Raw genomic sequence first — 16,799 nt, forward strand, 5'->3', positions numbered from 1 at the left:
CACCGAAAGATTCAAACCCACAGCGGTGAACGGCTGATGACAGCCCGATCAAGGCAAGTTCAGGGTTTTGGCCACATCGGCCCACGGGATGTATTTGTAGTTCTGACTGTGCTCGGGCATACGCTTGCGCCCGTCCTGCACCACCAGCATGCCTTGGGTAAACGGGCCGCCGAGGTTGGCGGAGGTCACTTCCAGGCCATCGGTCTCTGACGCACCGTCAATCCCGGCCTCGGCGTTCACGCCGACCCGAAAGGCGCCACGTAACGCATACGGCGGTTGCGCATCGAGCACCACGTAGCTGTCATTACCCTGGCTGGAAATCACCAGGTAGCTGTTTTTTTCGCCCTGATACAGCGCCAGCCCTTCAATATCATCGTGCACTGGCCCACCGACGTTGATCACGCTGCTCAGGGCGGCCGGTTGCTCGGGTCGCGCGTCCAGTGCCCACACCGCCACGTCTTCCTCACCGATAAACAGGCGTTGATGCGTGTCATCGGCAACACAGCCTTCAGGTTGGGTCGCGACCTTGAACTGACGCACCAGTTCGCCTTGCACCTGCTCGCCCTTGGCGCTCAAGCGGTGTTGCAAAAAGGTGCCGTCCTTGTCATTGGCAAAGCTGTAGATCTCACCCGTGGGCGCCTTGAACAGGCACAACCCGTAAATATCCTTGAGCGGTGTCGGCACCTCGCCTGCTGCACGGACCTCACCTGTGGCGCGGTCGATGCTGAACACGCTCAGGCTGTTGTGATCCCGATTGGTCGCCACCGCCAGATCCACAGTGCGCGTGCCCAGCTTGAAATCCGGGCGTACATCAACGTTGTTCAAGCGCCCCACTTCCAGATGCTGTACGCGCCGCCCTTGCAGGTCATACACCTCAAGGCCGTTCTTTTTATTAGTGCCCAGCACCCGACTCAACGCCGGATCGTGCGGGTGAAGCCAAATCGCCGGGTCATCCGCCGCATCGCCCTGGCTCACGACGGGGTCGGTTTGTACGGAAGGTTTCACCACGGGCAACACCGGCGGCACACTCACCGGGACGGGATTCCAGCTCAGTCGGCCTTCAAACAGCTGATTGTTGTCAGCGTCCTGCACCCACACGTCCAGCCCTTGTGGCGTCTGGCGCACCGCCAGGTGCTCGGGTTCAACCAGCGGCTTCAACGGGAAGCGGGCCACGGGCGACCAGCCCTTGCCTTGCTGCTGATAGAGGTGCAGTTCGCCAGCTTTTGGATCAAGGCCCAGCATCCCGCCCGGTACTGGCACCATGGCCCCGGCCGCCTGTTTCACCTCGCCAAACGGCTCGATCATCGCCACCGGTACCCGTGAAGCCTGCGCCTCGGCATGGGCCGGATACGCCCACCAGCCCACCTTCTGTTCATTGACGAACAACTGATGTGCCGTGTCGTCGACCTGACACAAGCCAGCCTCTGGCGGCAGCGGCAGGCTGCGCACCAAACGCGGCTGATTCAGCCGTTTACGGTCTGCGGCCACCAGCCATTGCTCGCCCTTGCCCTCCTCGCCGACAGTGAACAGGTAAATATTGCTTGCCTCGTCGCGGTACAGACACACACCGTTGACCGCGTAATCACGCCTCGGTAAATAGACCGGCGCCAGCCATTCGTGGCTCTGGGGATTGAGGCTGAACAGCGCCACTTGCTGTTTCTTCTCGTCATGGCTGGCCACCAGCACTTGATCGCCCAAGGCGCGACTGTCCAACGAGGCGAATGCCCCCGGCACATGGCTCAGGGTTTTGCCTTGCGCGTCGAGCAGCAACACACCTTCACGCTTGCTCACCGCCAGGCGCTGATCCCCGGCGAGCCAACCCAAGGCCTGGGCTTTGGTGGTGCTCCAAGGCTTAAGCGTCGGCGCGGTTACGGGCGTGGCGGCCTGCGCATGGCCTGCACTCAGGCTGATCAACAGCGGCAACAGGCACGGTTTACAGTTAAAACGCATGATCGAAGATTCCTTCTACAGGCCCGCTCGGGCCGCACTTAGAAATGGGTAAAGGTCAGGCCCAACGAATAGGTCGGCCCGTACTCTTCGTACTGGTTGTTGTAGCGACGGTTGCCGCTGTAGACGAAGTAAGGCTGGTCGGTGAGGTTTTGCGCCTCGAAGCTGACTTGCAGGTTTTTGGTCAGCGAATAGCGGGCACTGAAATCAACAAACGTCTGCGCATCGACATGCAGGTCGTGGGCTTTGTCAGCGATGCCCGCCAACTCGTAGAGGTACTGCGATTTGTAGTTGGCCGACAGGCGCAGGCTGAGTGTGTCGTCCTCCCAGCCCAGCATCAGGTTGCCCACGGTGTCGGATTGGTTGGGCAAGTCGATGTCACGCTTGCGGTTCATCCCCCGGGCCTGGTCAAAGCCTTCAATGCTGGCGCTGGAGCGGCTGAACGTCGTGTTGGCACCCAGCAACAGGCCATTCCACGGCGCGGGCAGCCAGTCAAATTTCTGCGAGTAGGCCAGCTCCAACCCGTACAACTTGGCGCTGTCACCGTTGGCGTAGGTATGCGCCTCGCTAAAGTCAGCCCACTGGCCGCTGCCCGCCAAATCGTTGTTGTAGACAAAGTTCTTGATGTCTTTATAGAAAAGGAACGCCGAGACGGTGCCCGCCTGCCCCATGTAGTGCTCGATGCCGAGGTCGAAGTTGCTCGATTCCAGCGGCTTGAGGTTGGGGTTGCCAAAGGTGGCTTGGTCATCGTCGATCACAAAACCCGGTGCCAACTGGCCGAAGGTCGGCCGCACCACGGCGTTGGTCCACGCGGCGCGCAGTTGGGTGTTTTTGCCCCATTGATAACGCGCGTGCAGCCCCGGCAACCAGTGGTGGTAATCGCGTTTGGTGTCCTGCGCTTCAAACACCCCGTCGCGCGCGCCAGTGCCCTTGGCTTCAAACTCGGTGCCTTCGTAGCGCATGCCCGCGATAAAGCGCCAGTCGTCGATGTCGACGGTATTCATCACGTACGCCGCATTAATGTCTTCGCGAATTTTGAAATCATTGGCCCGCGACTCCTGCTCATCGTAGTAAGCATCGGGGTTAAGCCCGCCGATCAGATCCTTGATCGCACCACCGCTGAGACCGGGGCCGAACTGGCCCAATTGATAGTGCACGTTGCCCTTGTCGAACGCGCTCATGTTCAATTGCGCGTCGTTAAAACCCGCCTCGTCGAAGTCCTTGTAGACCCAGGCATTGAGGTCGTTGTCTTTATTGCGCCGACTGACCTTGCCGCCAAATTTGGCCTGCGCGGCATAGCCTTGCACGTCATAGTCGCGGGCCAGATCAAGGCGGATATTTTTCTCGGTGTCCTGGGTGTTTTGCGCTTCCCAGTCCACCTTGTCGAGCGAGAAATTCGACGGGTCATAAAAGCCCGCTCCAATGATCGGACGCGGCTTTTCGGTGTCGTAAAAACCACTGTCGGGGAAATTCGTGTTGCCCTTGAAGGTGGCGCCGGCGATATGCCCTGGGCTGTCTTCGCTCGACTTGCTGTAGCCCGCCTGCCCGCTGAGGGTCCACAGGCCCAGCAGGCGTTCGCCACCGAACACGTAAGACTGGATTTCCTGTGTTTCTTCGCGCTGCTTGAGCTTGCGCTTGGCTTTTGCCTTGCCCAACTCTCCAGCTGCCTGCGGCGTGTCGAATTCGAGGTGGGTGGAGTTGCGGGTTTCGGTGTCTTTGTAGCGGCTGTACAACGTACGCACATACAGGCGGGTGTCATCGTCAGGCTTGTAATCCACATTCAGGCCGCCGCCGGTGCGCTCGCGGCTGATGTCATACACCCGCTGTTCGAAGCTGTTGAGTCGCGCGCCGTCAGTGAAGTCCCAGGCACCGCCGGTTTCGACGTTGTCTGAACCAAAGTCACGTTTGTTCCAACTGAGGGCGGCCGCCACCCCAAAGTTGTCGACGCCATCGCCCAAGCTGAAGCGATCACTGATCGCACCGGACAGCTTGGGGCTGGTCTGGTGGGTGTTTTTGTTGTACCCCGCCTCGCTGCTGCCGGTGAAAAACAGCCCTTTGTGATCGAACGCCGACAAGCTCTGTACATCGACCGTACCGCCCAACGAGTTGGCGTCCATGTCCGGGGTCAGGGTCTTGATCACCGATAACGACTGCACCAGCTCGGCGGGCAACACATCCAGCGCCACGGCACGGCGCGCGCTCTCAGGGGACGGCACCAACGTGCCATTGATGGTGACGCTGTTGAGGTCCGGGCCCAGGCCGCGCACGCTGACAAACCGCCCTTCACCCTGATCCCGCTCCACACTGATGCCCGGCAGGCGCTGCACCGCTTCGGCGACGTTGGCATCCGGTAACTGCGCGACACCATCGGCATGCACCACGCTTTCGATGTTGTCTGAGTTGCGCTGTTGCTTGAGTGCCTGATCAATGCTGGCCGCCTGGCCCACCACCTCAACATGCTCGGTGGCACCGGCCGCCGTAGCATCGGCGGCACTCAGTCGTTCGCTGGCAATCGCCAAGGCCAGCGCACTGACCGTAAACCCCACCCACTGCGCCTTGCTGCGGCTTGTGTACATGCTTGTGTTCCCCCAGAAACCCGCTAACGACCCGGCAAGTGGCCCGGCAATAGGTAGCGAAAACTAGGCACGGCGAATGACAGTGCTGTGACAGTCCTGGGCGAGACATCCCGTAAAAGCGGGGTTTAAGGGGTATTGAAGGGCCAACTGAGCTGATTTGACCCAACACGCCGTCGTCGCGGGTGCTGGCAGCGAGCACGTTGGCAGCGCCTATGAACGTCATGACTGTTGCGCAGCCCATCGCAGCCTGTGGCCGCGACGACAGGAGGCTGTTTAAAGGAAATTTCTGGCAACACACCTGAGCTGATTCGACCTGCCTGCCCCGTCATACCGCTGTCACACACCTCTGTTGTGCTGACCGGCACTGCATTTTGGTAGACCCCTCATGACGTGGTTAAACGTACTTAAACATCATCGCTACAAGCTCACGCTGCTGGTGTTCGGCGCCAACTTCGGGCTGCTGCTCAATGTGGCGTTCGGCACCCCGAAAGCCTTCAGCGAATGGCAATGGCTGGATATTTTCGGCGAGGGCGGTACGGCGCTGTTCATGCTTTTCTGGTTGGCGCTGGTGCTCAAGAGCCGCCCTGCCGGGCGCGTCACTGACTACCTCGCCAGCGGTTTGTGCTTCATGTTTTTTTCATGGTGGATCGACGTGCTCGACGAATTCATCCGCCTGCCCAAGCACATCGGCTGGGATCACTGGCTGGAGTCGGCCCCGATGCCGGTGGGCATGGTGCTGCTGACCCTCGGCCTGTTTCACTGGCACCGCGAACAATTGGCCATCAGCCAGCAAATGGAAAAACGCGAACGGGTGTTTCGCGAACATCGTCTGTTCGACAAACTCACGCCGCTAGGCGGGGCCGACTACCTCAAACGCCAGGTCAGCGATTGCCTGACGCAAAGCACTGAGCAACAACAACCGCTGTCGTTACTGGCGCTGGACCTCGATCACTTTGCCGCGATCAATCAGCAGTACGGCCACGCTGAAGGTGACGCCGTGCTGCAAGCCATCAGCCAATTGTTGCTGCTCAACCTGCGTCGTCACGACCTGCTCTGCCGCCTGGCGGGGGATCGCTTTGTGGTGGTGCTGCCCACCACCGGCGAAAGTCAGGCGCGCTTGTTGGCACTTGAATTGGAACAGGCCGTACAGAGCCTGGCGCATAAAACCCGTCAACAAGGCGAGCGGGTCTACTTGAGTGCCAGCACGGCGGTGGTGATGGCGGTCGATGAAACCACCGAGCCCCTGCTCAAGCGCCTGAACCTGGCACTCGCCCGCGCCAAGCCGCTACGGGTCAAACGCGCATGAGCCAATTCGAGGCGTGGTACGAAGCCGACACGCGGTTCATCGCGGGCCATTACCAACCCGCTGCGTTGATTGACCTGGCGCTGTCACGGGACATCGACAGCCATCGCCTGTTACGTGGCACAGGGTTGTTTTACGACGACATTCTGGCCGGCACCACCCGTCTCAGCCCGCAGCAATTCTTCAGCCTGATTGCCAATGCCCGGCGATTACTGGACGCCGACGACAGCAGTTTCCTGCTCGGTCAGCGTTTACTGCCAGGTCATTACGGCCCCGCCAGCCACGCCCTGCAACAGGCGCCCAACCTGCAACACGCCCTGCAAACCGTGATTCACCACCGTGCCCTGCTCAGCCCGCTGTTGACACCACGGCTGCTGCTCGACGAGAAATATGCCTATGTGTATTGGCTCGACAGCAGCGGCGCACAGGAGCAACTGCGTTTTGTGCTGGAAGCGAGCATGACCGCCTTGCTGGCCATGAGTCAGTGGCTCAGTGGCGAACGCCTGCCGTGGGAGTGCCACTTCAGCCATGCCGAACCGCGTTATGTAGAGCAATACTGGGTGCATCTGGGAGAAAACAGCCAGTTTGGCTGCCAGTTGGACCTGATGCGCATCCCGCGTGAATACCTCACCCGGCCGTGGCCCAATGCGTCTGCCATCGCCCGGCAAGTGTCGTTGCAGCAAGCCCGCAACGAACTGAATGCGCTGGGTTTCAGTGCCAGTTTGATCGACCGCTTATACGTGTACTTACGCAACCACGCGCAGCACGCACCGAGTCTTGAGCTGACGGCGCAGAACTTTGGCATGAGCCAGGCCACCCTCAAGCGCAAATTGAGCAAGCACGGCACCCACTTTCAGGCCCAGCAGGACCAGGCACGCAAGCACATGGCGCTGTACCTGTACCAGATCAAAGGCATGAGCAATGAAGACGTGGCGCAGTACCTTAATTTCAGCGACCCGGCCAACTTTCGACGCTCACTCAAACGTTGGACCGGGTGCACGCCCAACCTCATTCGCCAGTTGTTTTCTTAACCCGCGCGCAACAAACGCCAGCCGTTATTGCGCCAGCGCGCGCAGCCTGGCCAGTTCGTCCGCTGCCAACGGAATGCCCGCAAGCAGCGATTTGGCCCGTTCCTTGAACCGACGATCACCCGGCAGGCGTTCAAGCCCCACGGCTTGCATCTGACGCACCAGTTCGCTGCTGCGTTGCGCAAAACTGTTGCCGCCCGATTTGCCGGGATCAATCACAATCAGCAACTGCCCGGTCCACGGTGTTTGCGCCCCCGGATGCTTGGACCAGTCGAATTCGAACGAAAAGTTACCGCCCGTCAACGCCGCGGCCAGCAACTCCACCATCATCGACAGCGCCGACCCCTTGTGCCCGCCAAACGGCAGCAGCGCGCCGCCGTCAAGGATGGCTTTGGGGTCTTGTGTCGGTTCACCGCGACGGTCCACGCCCATGCCCGCAGGCAGCTCATGGCCTTTACGCGCAGCAATTTGGACATCGCCATGGGCAATGGCGCTGGTGGCCAGATCGAACACGATGGGGTCGGCATCGGCGCGTGGCGCAGCGAATGCGATAGGGTTGGTGCCGAACAACGGCTTTTGCGCACCGTGCGGCACCACGCAGGTCATGCTGTTGACCACGCTCAGCGCCACCAGACCTTCTTCGGCGAACGGCTCAACGTCGGGCCAGAGCGCGGCAAAGTGGTGCGAATTACGAATGGCCAGTACCGCAATCCCGGCACTGCGGGCTTTTTCGACCAACAGCGCACGTGCGGCTGCCAGCGCAGGTTGGGCGAAGCCATTGGCCGCGTCTACCCGGATAAAGCCTGAGGCCACGTCTTCCACCTTGGGGGTGGCCTGACCATCCACCCAATTGCTGGCCAGTGACGACAAATAACCCGGGATACGAAACACGCCATGGCTGTAAGAGCCATCGCGTTGTGCCCGTGCGCAGTTGTCGGCCAACACCCTGGCAACGGCCGTCGAGGTGCCGTGGCGTTCAAAAATCTGCTGCAACAAAGTGGTCAGTTGATCCAGAGACAGCGATTCCACGGCCTGCGCGGAAGAGGCGGACTGAGACATGCGGGCGCTCCAATCGAGTTGTTATTGTGGGGCCAACTATCCGGCGGTGACAGATATCTGTCAATTGTTGACTTAATGACAGAAAACATTCACTTTCTGCAACGCGCTGAAATAAAAACAGGAAAACAGCCGTGAGTCAGTCGATCAAACAACGTTTGGAAAGCAGTCTGTCAACCGCCGCGCCTTCGGGCCGGGCGATTGCCAGCTACATGCTGGCCAACCTTTACGCGCTGCCTTTCCAAACCGCCGCCGACATCGCCAGCACACTGGGGGTCAGCGAATCCAGCGTCGGGCGTTTTTGCCGCGCACTGGGTTACAGCCATTTCAAAGAACTGAAAAACGACCTTAAAGACGACTTGGGCGATGGTCCCTGGCTGGTCGGTGATCGCCTGCAAGAGTTCCGCCAGCAATCGAGCCAAAGCCCGCAGGCACTGCCACGCAGCTTTGAGCTGGAAGTCGGCGCGCTGGTCAAGGTCTACGAACACAGCCTGACGCGCGAATGGCAAACCGTCAGCCAGCGCCTGGCCACGCGGCGCAACGTGTTTATTGCCGGTTTTCAGACCGAACGCGGCATCGCCGCCTCTATGGCGCACTTGCTGCAATACCTGCGCGATGGCGTGCATCTGGTGGATGGCGCCGCCGGGCATTACGCCGATGTGCTGTTATCCCCCGCCAATGATTGCGCACTGGTGGTGTTTGAGGCCCGGCGCTACTCGCGCCATGCCCAGCACCTGTGCCGCAAGGCGCGTGAAGCGGGCATTGCGGTAACGCTGGTGACGGACACCTTTTGCGACTGGGCCGACGCCTACGCCGATGAAGTGTTTCGCGTACCCAGCCAATTCAATCTGTTCTGGGAATCCACGGCAGCCATGCTGTCGCTGGTGCATTTGCTGGTCAATGAAGTGTGTAAACAACTGGGACCCGACGTTGAAAAACGTCTTGAGGCAACCGCGGCCTTGCACAACGAGTTCGTGGGCTACACCTCCTCACCCGGCACAAAACAATAAAACGAGGTGCTAGATGAACAATGTCATTCGCTTTGCCAGTGCATGTGCAATGGTTGTGGCCGCAGCGTCCAACGCTTGGGCCGATAAACTGACAATCGCCACGGAAGGCGCCTACCCTCCGTTTAACTACGTTGACTCAGACAACACGCTGCACGGTTTTGACGTCGACATCACCCTGGCGCTGTGCGAGCGCATGAAAGCCGAGTGCACCCTGGTGGCACAGGATTGGGACGGCATCATCGCTGGCCTGATGGCAAAAAAGTACGACGCCATTGTGGCCTCGATGATTGTGAACGAAGAGCGTAAACAGAAAATCGCCTTCACCAATCACTACTACCGCACCCCGCTGTCGATCGCGGTGCCAAAAGACTCGCCGATTACCGATGCCCAGAGTGACTTCAAAGGCAAGGTCGTCGGTGCACAGAGCGCTGCAACCCAAAGCATCTATGCCGAGGAGCACTACAAAGACGCGGATCTCAAACTCTATCCAACCCTGGATGAGGCCAATAGCGAACTGGCCAACGAGCGTGTTGACGTGGTGATTGCCGATAAATTCCCGCTGCTGGAGTGGGTCAATAAAACCGGAAAAGACTGCTGCAAGATTATTGGCGATGTCGACGGCACGATGGCCGACGCTGCCATTGCCGTGCGCCAGCAAGACACCGAACTGCGCGAGCGTTTCAACAAAGCGCTGGACGAGATCGTGGCTGACGGCACCTACAAAAAGATCTCCAGCAAATACTTCGATTTCGACATTTATTAAGTTGCCTGCCCTGTATTAAGGGCATCCCGCCCATTACCTTGCCCTGCGCACCCTGTGTGCGCAGCGGCTGAATATCGGCCCGATTTTGCCCGGGGATTCGAGCATGCTCGATCAACTTTCTCTGCTTTCATTTGCCAGTGGTGGCTGGGGCTCGGCACTGCTTGCCGGCTCGCTGGTGACCATTGCCCTGGCCTTGAGCTGCCTGCCCATTGGTTTACCTCTGGGCCTGGTGGTGGCGGTGGCCGCACGCTCCAAAAACCGCTGGATGCGCGCTTGGGCGACAACCTTTTCGACCGTGTTTCGCGGGCTGCCAGAACTGCTCACGCTGCTGATCATTTACTACGGCTGCCAGATCGCTGCGCAAAAGATCCTGGCGCTGATGGGCTACGACACGCAATTTACGATCAACACCTTCGTCGCCGCCATGATCGCCTTCAGCCTGGTATTTGCCGCGTTCTCCAGTGAAATCTGGCTGGGAGCGTTCAAAACCATCCCTAAAGGCCAGTTCGAAGCCGCCTCGGCGCTGGGCCTGTCGCCCTTCACCACGTTTCGTAAAGTCGTGTTGCCACAACTGGCACGCATTGCCTTGCCCGGCCTGTCGAACAACTGGCTGTCGCTGCTCAAGGACACGTCGCTGGTGTCGACCATTGCACTGGTCGATTTGATGCGTCAAACCAACCTGGCCGTCAGCGTGACCAAAGAGCCCATGCTCTTCTACAGCGTGGCGTGCTTCATCTATCTGTTTTTTTCAGCCATCTCGGGGCGCCTGTTTGCCTTTCTTGAGCGCCATTTCAACCGCCATCAGCGGAGCGTGCAGCCATGAGCCTGACGGAACTGCAAAACATGTTTCTCAGCCCCGACTTGCTGGAACGCTATGGCCCGCGCTTTATCGACGGATTGCTAGTAACCAGCAAACTGGTGGCCATTTCATTCACCCTGGGCGCCGTGCTCGGCCTGTTGATTGCGCTGGGCCGATTGTCCAACAGCCGCTTCTTGCGCAGTTTCACCGGCGCCTACGTGTACTTTTTTCGCGGATCGCCCCTGCTGGCACAACTTTTTTTGCTGTATTACGGCCTCGGCTCGTTCAAAAGCCTGTGGCAAGACGTGGGCCTGTGGTGGTTCTTTCGCGATGCGTGGCTGTGCACCTTGCTGGCGTTCACCCTCAACACGGCGGCGTACCAGGCCGAAATCCTGCGCGGCGCCATCCTGTCCGTGGCACAAGGGCAGCGTGAAGCCTGCAAGGCGCTTAACCTGTCGCGCTGGACCACCTTTCGCAAAATCGTCCTGCCGCAGTCGTTGCTGGTGGCCATCGGCCCGTTGGGCAACGAACTGATCCTGATGATCAAAGCCAGCGCCATTGCCTCGCTGGTCACCATTTATGACCTGATGGGCGTGACCAAGATGGTGTTTTCGCGCAGCTTCGACTTTCAGGTCTATCTGTGGGCCGCCGTGCTCTATCTGTTGATCGTGGAAGTGGTGCGCCGCACCTTGAAACTGATCGAAGGCCGCCTCGGCCGTCACTTGCAGTAAGCCCATTGTTCGGGCTGCGAACACGGCCCTCGTCTCAAGGATTTGTTTATGCATTGCGACACCATCGTTCTGGGAGCCGGCATTGTCGGCGTCAGCACCGCGTTGCAACTCCAGGCCAGGGGCCGCAACGTCGTGCTGCTCGACCGTGCTCAGCCCGGCAGCGGCACCAGCCACGGCAATGCCGGGTTGATTGAACGCGCCAGTGTTATCCCCTACTCGTTCCCACGCGAAATCTCACGTTTGCTGCGCTATGGCCTCAACCAACAGTCGGACGTGCGCTACAGCCTTAAGCATCTGCCCAAAGCCGGACCGTGGCTGATGCAGTATTGGCGCCAATCCGGCGACAAAGGCCTGGCCAAAGCCACCCGGGCCATGTTGCCGCTGATTGAACGCTGCGTCAGCGAACATGACCTGCTGGCAGAGCCTGCAGGCATGAGTGCACTGATTCACGACAGTGGTTGGGTCGAGGTTTATCGCACCCGGGCCGACTTTGAAAAAGCCCAGCGTGATGCTGTGGCGCTCGTGCAATACGCACTCAATTACCGTGTGCTGGGCCAACAGCAAATCCATGCGCTTGAACCCGGTCTGCATGAGGATGTGGTCGGCGGCATTCACTGGCTCGACCCCAAAACCGTGAGCGATCCCGGCGGCCTGACCCGCGGCTACGCCGAGCTGTTTATCAAGCGCGGCGGCACCTTTGTGATTGGTGACGCCAGCAGCCTGCGCCCTACGGCCGGGCAATGGCAGGTAGACAGCCACAAAGGTTTGATCGTAGCCAACGAAGCCGTGGTAGCCCTGGGCCCGCAGGCACGCGATATTTTCGAGCCGCTGGGTTATCGCATTCCGCTGGCGATCAAGCGCGGTTACCACATGCACTACGCTGCCAAGGACGGGCACACCATGCAGCACCCGATTCTGGATTCAGTGGGGGGGTATGTGCTGGCACCGATGGTGGGCGGGATTCGCCTGACCACCGGTATTGAGTTTGCTGACAGCGACGACCCGATCAACGAGATCCAGTTACGCCGCTGCGAAGAGCGCGCGCAGCGCCTCTACCCACTGGGCGAACGACTGGACCCCGAGCCGTGGCTGGGTCGGCGCCCGTGCCTGCCGGACATGTGCCCGGTGATTGGCCCGGCCAGCCGGCATAAAGGGTTGTGGTTCAACTTTGGGCATGCCCATCACGGCTTGACACTCGGCCCGGTGACAGGCCGCCTGCTGGCCGAAATGATGACCGGCGAGTACCCGTTCACCGATCCGACGCCCTATAGCGCCGAGCGCTTTTACTGATCACTGGAGACACACAATGCATGCACAACCTGCTTACGTTCACACGCCCGTGTCTCCATCTACCGATACCCGCAAGGTGGTGGTGGATATTGCTGGACTGAACAAGTACTACAGCGCCTTTCATGTGCTCAAAGGGATCGACCTCAAGGTGCGCGAAGGTGAACGCATCGTCCTGTGCGGCCCTTCAGGCTCGGGCAAGTCCACCCTGATTCGCTGCATCAACCGTCTGGAAATTGCCGAACAGGGCCGCATCCTGATCAATGACACCGACCTGTCGCACGCCACCCGCGAAGCCGCCAGCGTGCGCAGTCAAATCGGCATGGTGTTTCAACACTTCAACCTGTTCCCGCACATGAGCGTGCTCGACAACTGCATCCTCGCGCCGATGTCGGTGCGCGGTCTGTCGCGAAAAAAAGCCATCGAACTGGCACAGCACTTTCTGACCAAAGTGGGCATCGCCAGCCAGGCCGATAAATACCCCAGCCAGCTCTCCGGCGGCCAGCAACAGCGCGTGGCGATTGCCCGAGCCTTGTGCATTGAGCCAAAAATCATGCTGTTCGACGAGCCCACCTCAGCGCTGGACCCGGAGATGGTCAGCGAAGTGCTCGACGTGATGGTTAACCTGGCAGGCAGCGGCATGACCATGCTCTGCGTGACCCACGAAATGGGCTTCGCCCGCCAGGTGGCCGAGCGCGTGTTGTTTCTGGACGGCGGCATGATCATCGAAGACTCGCCGCCCAACGACTTCTTCAGTGCGCCGAAAAGCCCGCGAGCCAAGGCCTTTCTTGCACAGATCGTGCATTAAGCCGCGTTCGGCCAGCCCGGCACCTGCTCGCCGCCTCCCCTGGAGGCGTGGGCAGACCGGCCTTCTCCCCTACGGGATGTTTGTCGTTGCCGACGACCACAACAAGCGCACCTGAGGTTACAATCCCCGCCCTTCTCTCTCCCCCAAGGAACCCCCATGTCAGGGCTTGAACTGTTTGCCGCCGCACTCGGCGTCATTGCCGTCTGGTTGACAGTCAAACAAAACCCTTGGTGCTGGCCCATCGGGCTGGTCATGGTGTTGCTCTATAGCTGGATTTTCTTCGAGGTGAAGCTCTATTCCGACATGTTGCTGCAAGTCATTTATGCGGCATTGCAACTCTATGGCTGGTGGCAGTGGACACGCGCTGGCGCACAACACCAAGGTCGTCAAGTGACGGCGCTCAACACGCGCCAGGTCGCCACGGGGCTGGCCATCGGCGCCGTGGGCAGTCTGGCTCTGGGCGCCGCCATGGCGCACTGGACCGACGCCGCACAGCCGTGGCTTGACGCTGCGCTGACCGCTTTCAGCCTGGTGGCGCAAATGTGGATGGCGCAAAAACGGTTGCAGTGTTGGGCGCTGTGGTTTGTGGTCGATGTGATATTTGTCGGTTTGTTTGTGTACAAGGGCTTGTACCTCACGGCAGGTCTGTATGCCCTGTTCACGGTGATTGCGATTCAGGGCTGGCGTGACTGGCGGCTTGATCCGGCGCTGCGTACATGAAGGTCGTGGTGTTGGCCGGGCCTGAGTCAAGCGGTAAAAGCTGGTTGTCGGCGCAGTTGCAACAGCAGTTTGGCGGCCTGTTGGTCGCTGAATATGTGCGCTATTTCATGGAGCAAAACCCTCGCGATACCTGCCTTGGCGATATTACGGCCATCGCCCGTGGTCAATTGGCATGGGAGGACGCCGCTCGCGCCCAAAGCCCGCATTTGCTGATTCTCGACACGCATCTGCTGAGCAATATCCTGTGGAGCAAGACCCTGTTCGGCGACTGCCCGGCCTGGCTTGAACCTGAATTATTGAGCCGTCATTACGACCTGCATCTGCTGTTGTCGCCCAAGGATGTGGACTGGACGCCCGACGGTCTGCGTTGCCAACCGAGCCTGGACGAGCGCCTGCAATTCTTTGAACAAAGCCGCACGTGGCTCGAACAGCACCGTCAACCCATGCAAATCATTCGCGGGGGTTGGGAAGAGCGCCAAGCTTGCGCACTGCACGCTGTGGGCCAGCTACTGGCCAATTGACACAAATACGCGCCTGACATGTCCGCTACTGACACACTCATGCCCTCACCCGCCCTTGATTAATAGGGCCTGCAGGCGATTCAGACGACTGTGTAACTGTGCCGTTACATAGGCTATTCGAGCCGCCAAAGCCGCACCAAGCACCCGCCGCCCACCGTTACACGCTCGACCCGCTGTCTCAGCATTGAGACAGTTGAGGTGACGCGCCCCTGACACAAACCCACAACTCATTGCTTTTAAACGCAATTGAAAAAGCGGCACAGCTTCTGCTCTCTCTTTCGCAACGCTGATCAGGGCCAGCGTATTGAAGAGAGAACGATGTCATGGGGACTTTACGCACTCAACTCACCCGTTACGCGCTTACGGCTTGCAGCCTCAGCGCTGTACTCGTTTGCCTGAGCGCCCAGGCGGCGGGCAACGGCGAAATCGTTATCACGCGCCAGGTGTACCCGCATGCCGTTGGCAGTATCCCGGCCCCGCCTGACCCCAACCCCACCGTCGTCAACGCCAACCCAGCAGCACAGATCAATGCGATGACAGCCCAAGGCGAATTGGGCGATGGCGATTTTGCCCGCATCAGCACGGGTTCAAGCATTACCCGCACCATCACCACTGGTACCAATAACCTGCCAGGCATGATCAACCACACCGGCATGCCGGGCCTGACCAGCAGTGGCCGAGCCGGCGGCTCAGGTGGCCCGAGCGCCAATCTCGGTGGCCAGATCAATCGCAGTATCGAGCAAGGCATGCGCCCGCTCACCACATTGGGCGGCGGGCAATGAACGTGAAAAGCTCTGTGCTGGTGCTCGCCCTGCTGGCATCCACCCCCGTGCTGGCTGACAGCAATCAGGCCCAAATCAATAATTCCGGCACCGGTTACACCGGCAACATGATGATCAACCAGGCTGCCGGCAACCAGCAGCAACAAGTCAATGCCCGCACTATTTCCATTGGCAGTCAGGTGCAGGGCAACACCAGGGTGAGCCAGCAACTCACCGGGCAGGCCGACCCCGCGCTGGACGCCAAGGTCAGTATTAACGGCGACTCGTTCAGTCATGGCAGCGGTATTTTGGGGATCAACCAATCTGCGGGCGCCAACAATCAAATGGTCAACGCCGTGCGGATCAGCATCAGTACAGCGGCGCAAAGCATCGACGACAACGCCCTCGCGCAACAGAACGTGGCGTTGACACCAAACTCGGTAACGGGAGCACTCAACACCGGCAGCCGCCAGGTCGTTACCAGCGATCAGGCCTTCACCGGCAGCCGCGGAGTGCTTCAAGTCAACCAGAGTGCAGGGGTGGGGAACCGCATGGCTAACACCCTGAATGTACGGGTCGCGCAATGACTCGGGTAACGCGCAGTGCAATTAGAAAAATGCCAACACTCACTTAACTAATGAAGCACGGAGAATCACCATGAAACCTGCAATGGCTCTTAAACCACTGGTTTTCGCTCTGGCTGCACTTATGGCTGTGGCCGCTCAAGCGGACACCAGTGATCGCCACCCAACCCCTACCCCCACGCCTACCACCGCTGTGGTTAACGGCGCCAGTGCTGTGATCGCGGATGTGCAAGTCAGTCACGACAACAACATCACCAATAACGGCACGCTGAACAGTGCAAAAGTTGACGATTCGATCAAAAGCACCAGCGGCAACATCGGTGCCAACGTGGCGTCGGGTGCCGGTAACCAGCAAGATAACGCCGCTGCCATCGCCAACAATGACCAGAACTTTGTGCTCGGTACCGGCGCTGCGTTGACCAGCGCCAGCCAGTCCAGCTATTACAACAAAGTGAACAACCACGGCACTCAGAACGGGGCAACACTCAACAACTCGGTCAACACCACCTCGGGTAACGTTGGGGTGAACGTGGCTGCGGGCGACCTTAACCAGCAGAAAAACAACCTGGCCATTGCGGTGTCCGGTGGCAACCTGGCAACCGCCGGTGCCGGAGCGACGCAGACCTCCAACAACCTGACCGTGGTTAACGACCTCAGTTCGGTCAGCACCCACACCCCGTGGAGCTTTGGTTCAACCACCACCCGGGTACCGGTCAGCAACAACTCCAACATGACCAATGCGCTTAAATCCACCTCCGGCAACGTGGGTGCCAACGTCGCGTCAGGCGTGGGTAACCAGCAGAGCAACTCGCTGTCTATCAGCAGCGTCAGCAAAACCGCCATGTAACACGGCGGTTCAAAGGGCCTCTGCATCAGAGGCCCTTTCTTTGTTCGAGGTGGCCTGC

General features: G+C 59.6%; 16 protein-coding genes. 13 read left to right on the forward strand and 3 right to left on the reverse strand.

Going from position 1 to position 16,799, the window contains the following annotated elements; translation table 11 throughout:
* Positions 1-48: 48 nt before the first annotated feature.
* Complete coding sequence (locus tag ACP7A4_RS12930; RefSeq protein ID WP_426247217.1) at positions 49-1,950, reverse strand: phytase; 1,902 nt, start codon at positions 1,948-1,950, stop codon at positions 49-51.
* Positions 1,951-1,988: 38 nt separating this feature from the next.
* A complete protein-coding gene (locus ACP7A4_RS12935) occupies positions 1,989-4,523 on the reverse strand; it encodes a TonB-dependent receptor (protein ID WP_203302587.1) in 2,535 nt (844 codons plus the stop codon).
* Between the two features lie 385 nt (positions 4,524-4,908).
* On the opposite strand from ACP7A4_RS12935, the gene ACP7A4_RS12940 reads away from it, so the two are divergent.
* Both ACP7A4_RS12940 and ACP7A4_RS12945 read left to right on the forward strand, forming a co-directional pair.
* Complete coding sequence (locus ACP7A4_RS12940) at positions 4,909-5,829, forward strand: GGDEF domain-containing protein (RefSeq protein WP_203302586.1); 921 nt, start codon at positions 4,909-4,911, stop codon at positions 5,827-5,829.
* Positions 5,826-6,857 carry an AraC family transcriptional regulator ligand-binding domain-containing protein gene (locus tag ACP7A4_RS12945; RefSeq protein WP_426247220.1) on the forward strand — a complete coding sequence of 344 codons (1,032 nt, stop codon included), beginning with the start codon at positions 5,826-5,828 and terminating at the stop codon, positions 6,855-6,857. Before ACP7A4_RS12940 ends, ACP7A4_RS12945 begins: the two co-directional genes overlap by 4 nt.
* A gap of 24 nt (positions 6,858-6,881) precedes the next feature.
* Here the strand turns inward: ACP7A4_RS12945 and ACP7A4_RS12950 are convergent, their stop codons facing one another.
* Positions 6,882-7,913 carry an Ldh family oxidoreductase gene (locus ACP7A4_RS12950; RefSeq protein ID WP_059763260.1) on the reverse strand — a complete coding sequence of 344 codons (1,032 nt, stop codon included), beginning with the start codon at positions 7,911-7,913 and terminating at the stop codon, positions 6,882-6,884.
* A 131-nt stretch (positions 7,914-8,044) separates the two neighbouring features.
* Here ACP7A4_RS12950 and ACP7A4_RS12955 point away from each other — a divergent pair, with 131 nt between their 5' ends.
* From ACP7A4_RS12955 to ACP7A4_RS13005, 11 genes are all read left to right on the forward strand, one after another.
* Positions 8,045-8,920: an SIS domain-containing protein gene (locus ACP7A4_RS12955; protein ID WP_203302583.1), complete on the forward strand. Its 876-nt coding sequence runs from the start codon at positions 8,045-8,047 to the stop codon at positions 8,918-8,920.
* Between the two features lie 13 nt (positions 8,921-8,933).
* Positions 8,934-9,683: a transporter substrate-binding domain-containing protein gene (locus tag ACP7A4_RS12960; protein WP_048401917.1), complete on the forward strand. Its 750-nt coding sequence runs from the start codon at positions 8,934-8,936 to the stop codon at positions 9,681-9,683.
* 103 nt (positions 9,684-9,786) lie between these two features.
* On the forward strand, positions 9,787-10,506 hold the full coding sequence (locus ACP7A4_RS12965) for an ABC transporter permease (protein WP_426247224.1): 720 nt from the start codon (positions 9,787-9,789) through the stop codon (positions 10,504-10,506).
* A complete protein-coding gene (locus tag ACP7A4_RS12970; RefSeq protein ID WP_048364948.1) occupies positions 10,503-11,213 on the forward strand; it encodes an ABC transporter permease in 711 nt (236 codons plus the stop codon). The genes ACP7A4_RS12965 and ACP7A4_RS12970 overlap by 4 nt, the downstream gene beginning before the upstream one ends.
* 48 nt (positions 11,214-11,261) lie before the next feature.
* A complete protein-coding gene (locus tag ACP7A4_RS12975) occupies positions 11,262-12,503 on the forward strand; it encodes an NAD(P)/FAD-dependent oxidoreductase (RefSeq protein ID WP_059763261.1) in 1,242 nt (413 codons plus the stop codon).
* 79 nt (positions 12,504-12,582) lie between these two features.
* On the forward strand, positions 12,583-13,308 hold the full coding sequence (locus tag ACP7A4_RS12980) for an amino acid ABC transporter ATP-binding protein (RefSeq protein WP_426247531.1): 726 nt from the start codon (positions 12,583-12,585) through the stop codon (positions 13,306-13,308).
* Between the two features lie 156 nt (positions 13,309-13,464).
* Positions 13,465-14,028 (forward strand): nicotinamide riboside transporter PnuC, encoded by a 564-nt coding sequence (gene pnuC / locus ACP7A4_RS12985; protein ID WP_048364951.1) that lies wholly within the window; start codon positions 13,465-13,467, stop codon positions 14,026-14,028.
* A complete protein-coding gene (locus ACP7A4_RS12990) occupies positions 14,025-14,549 on the forward strand; it encodes an AAA family ATPase (RefSeq protein ID WP_426247227.1) in 525 nt (174 codons plus the stop codon). The genes pnuC and ACP7A4_RS12990 overlap by 4 nt, the downstream gene beginning before the upstream one ends.
* A gap of 323 nt (positions 14,550-14,872) precedes the next feature.
* Positions 14,873-15,331: a hypothetical protein gene (locus ACP7A4_RS12995; protein WP_059763264.1), complete on the forward strand. Its 459-nt coding sequence runs from the start codon at positions 14,873-14,875 to the stop codon at positions 15,329-15,331.
* The gene (locus tag ACP7A4_RS13000) at positions 15,328-15,897 is read left to right on the forward strand and encodes a hypothetical protein (protein WP_059763265.1); all 570 of its coding nucleotides are present in this window, start codon (positions 15,328-15,330) and stop codon (positions 15,895-15,897) included. The genes ACP7A4_RS12995 and ACP7A4_RS13000 overlap by 4 nt, the downstream gene beginning before the upstream one ends.
* Before the next feature lie 70 nt (positions 15,898-15,967).
* The gene (locus ACP7A4_RS13005) at positions 15,968-16,741 is read left to right on the forward strand and encodes a hypothetical protein (protein ID WP_048364955.1); all 774 of its coding nucleotides are present in this window, start codon (positions 15,968-15,970) and stop codon (positions 16,739-16,741) included.
* Positions 16,742-16,799 lie beyond the last annotated feature (58 nt).

This window comes from Pseudomonas sp. TWR3-1-1, from assembly GCF_049896545.1.
Lineage (GTDB): Bacteria > Pseudomonadota > Gammaproteobacteria > Pseudomonadales > Pseudomonadaceae > Aquipseudomonas > Aquipseudomonas weihenstephanensis.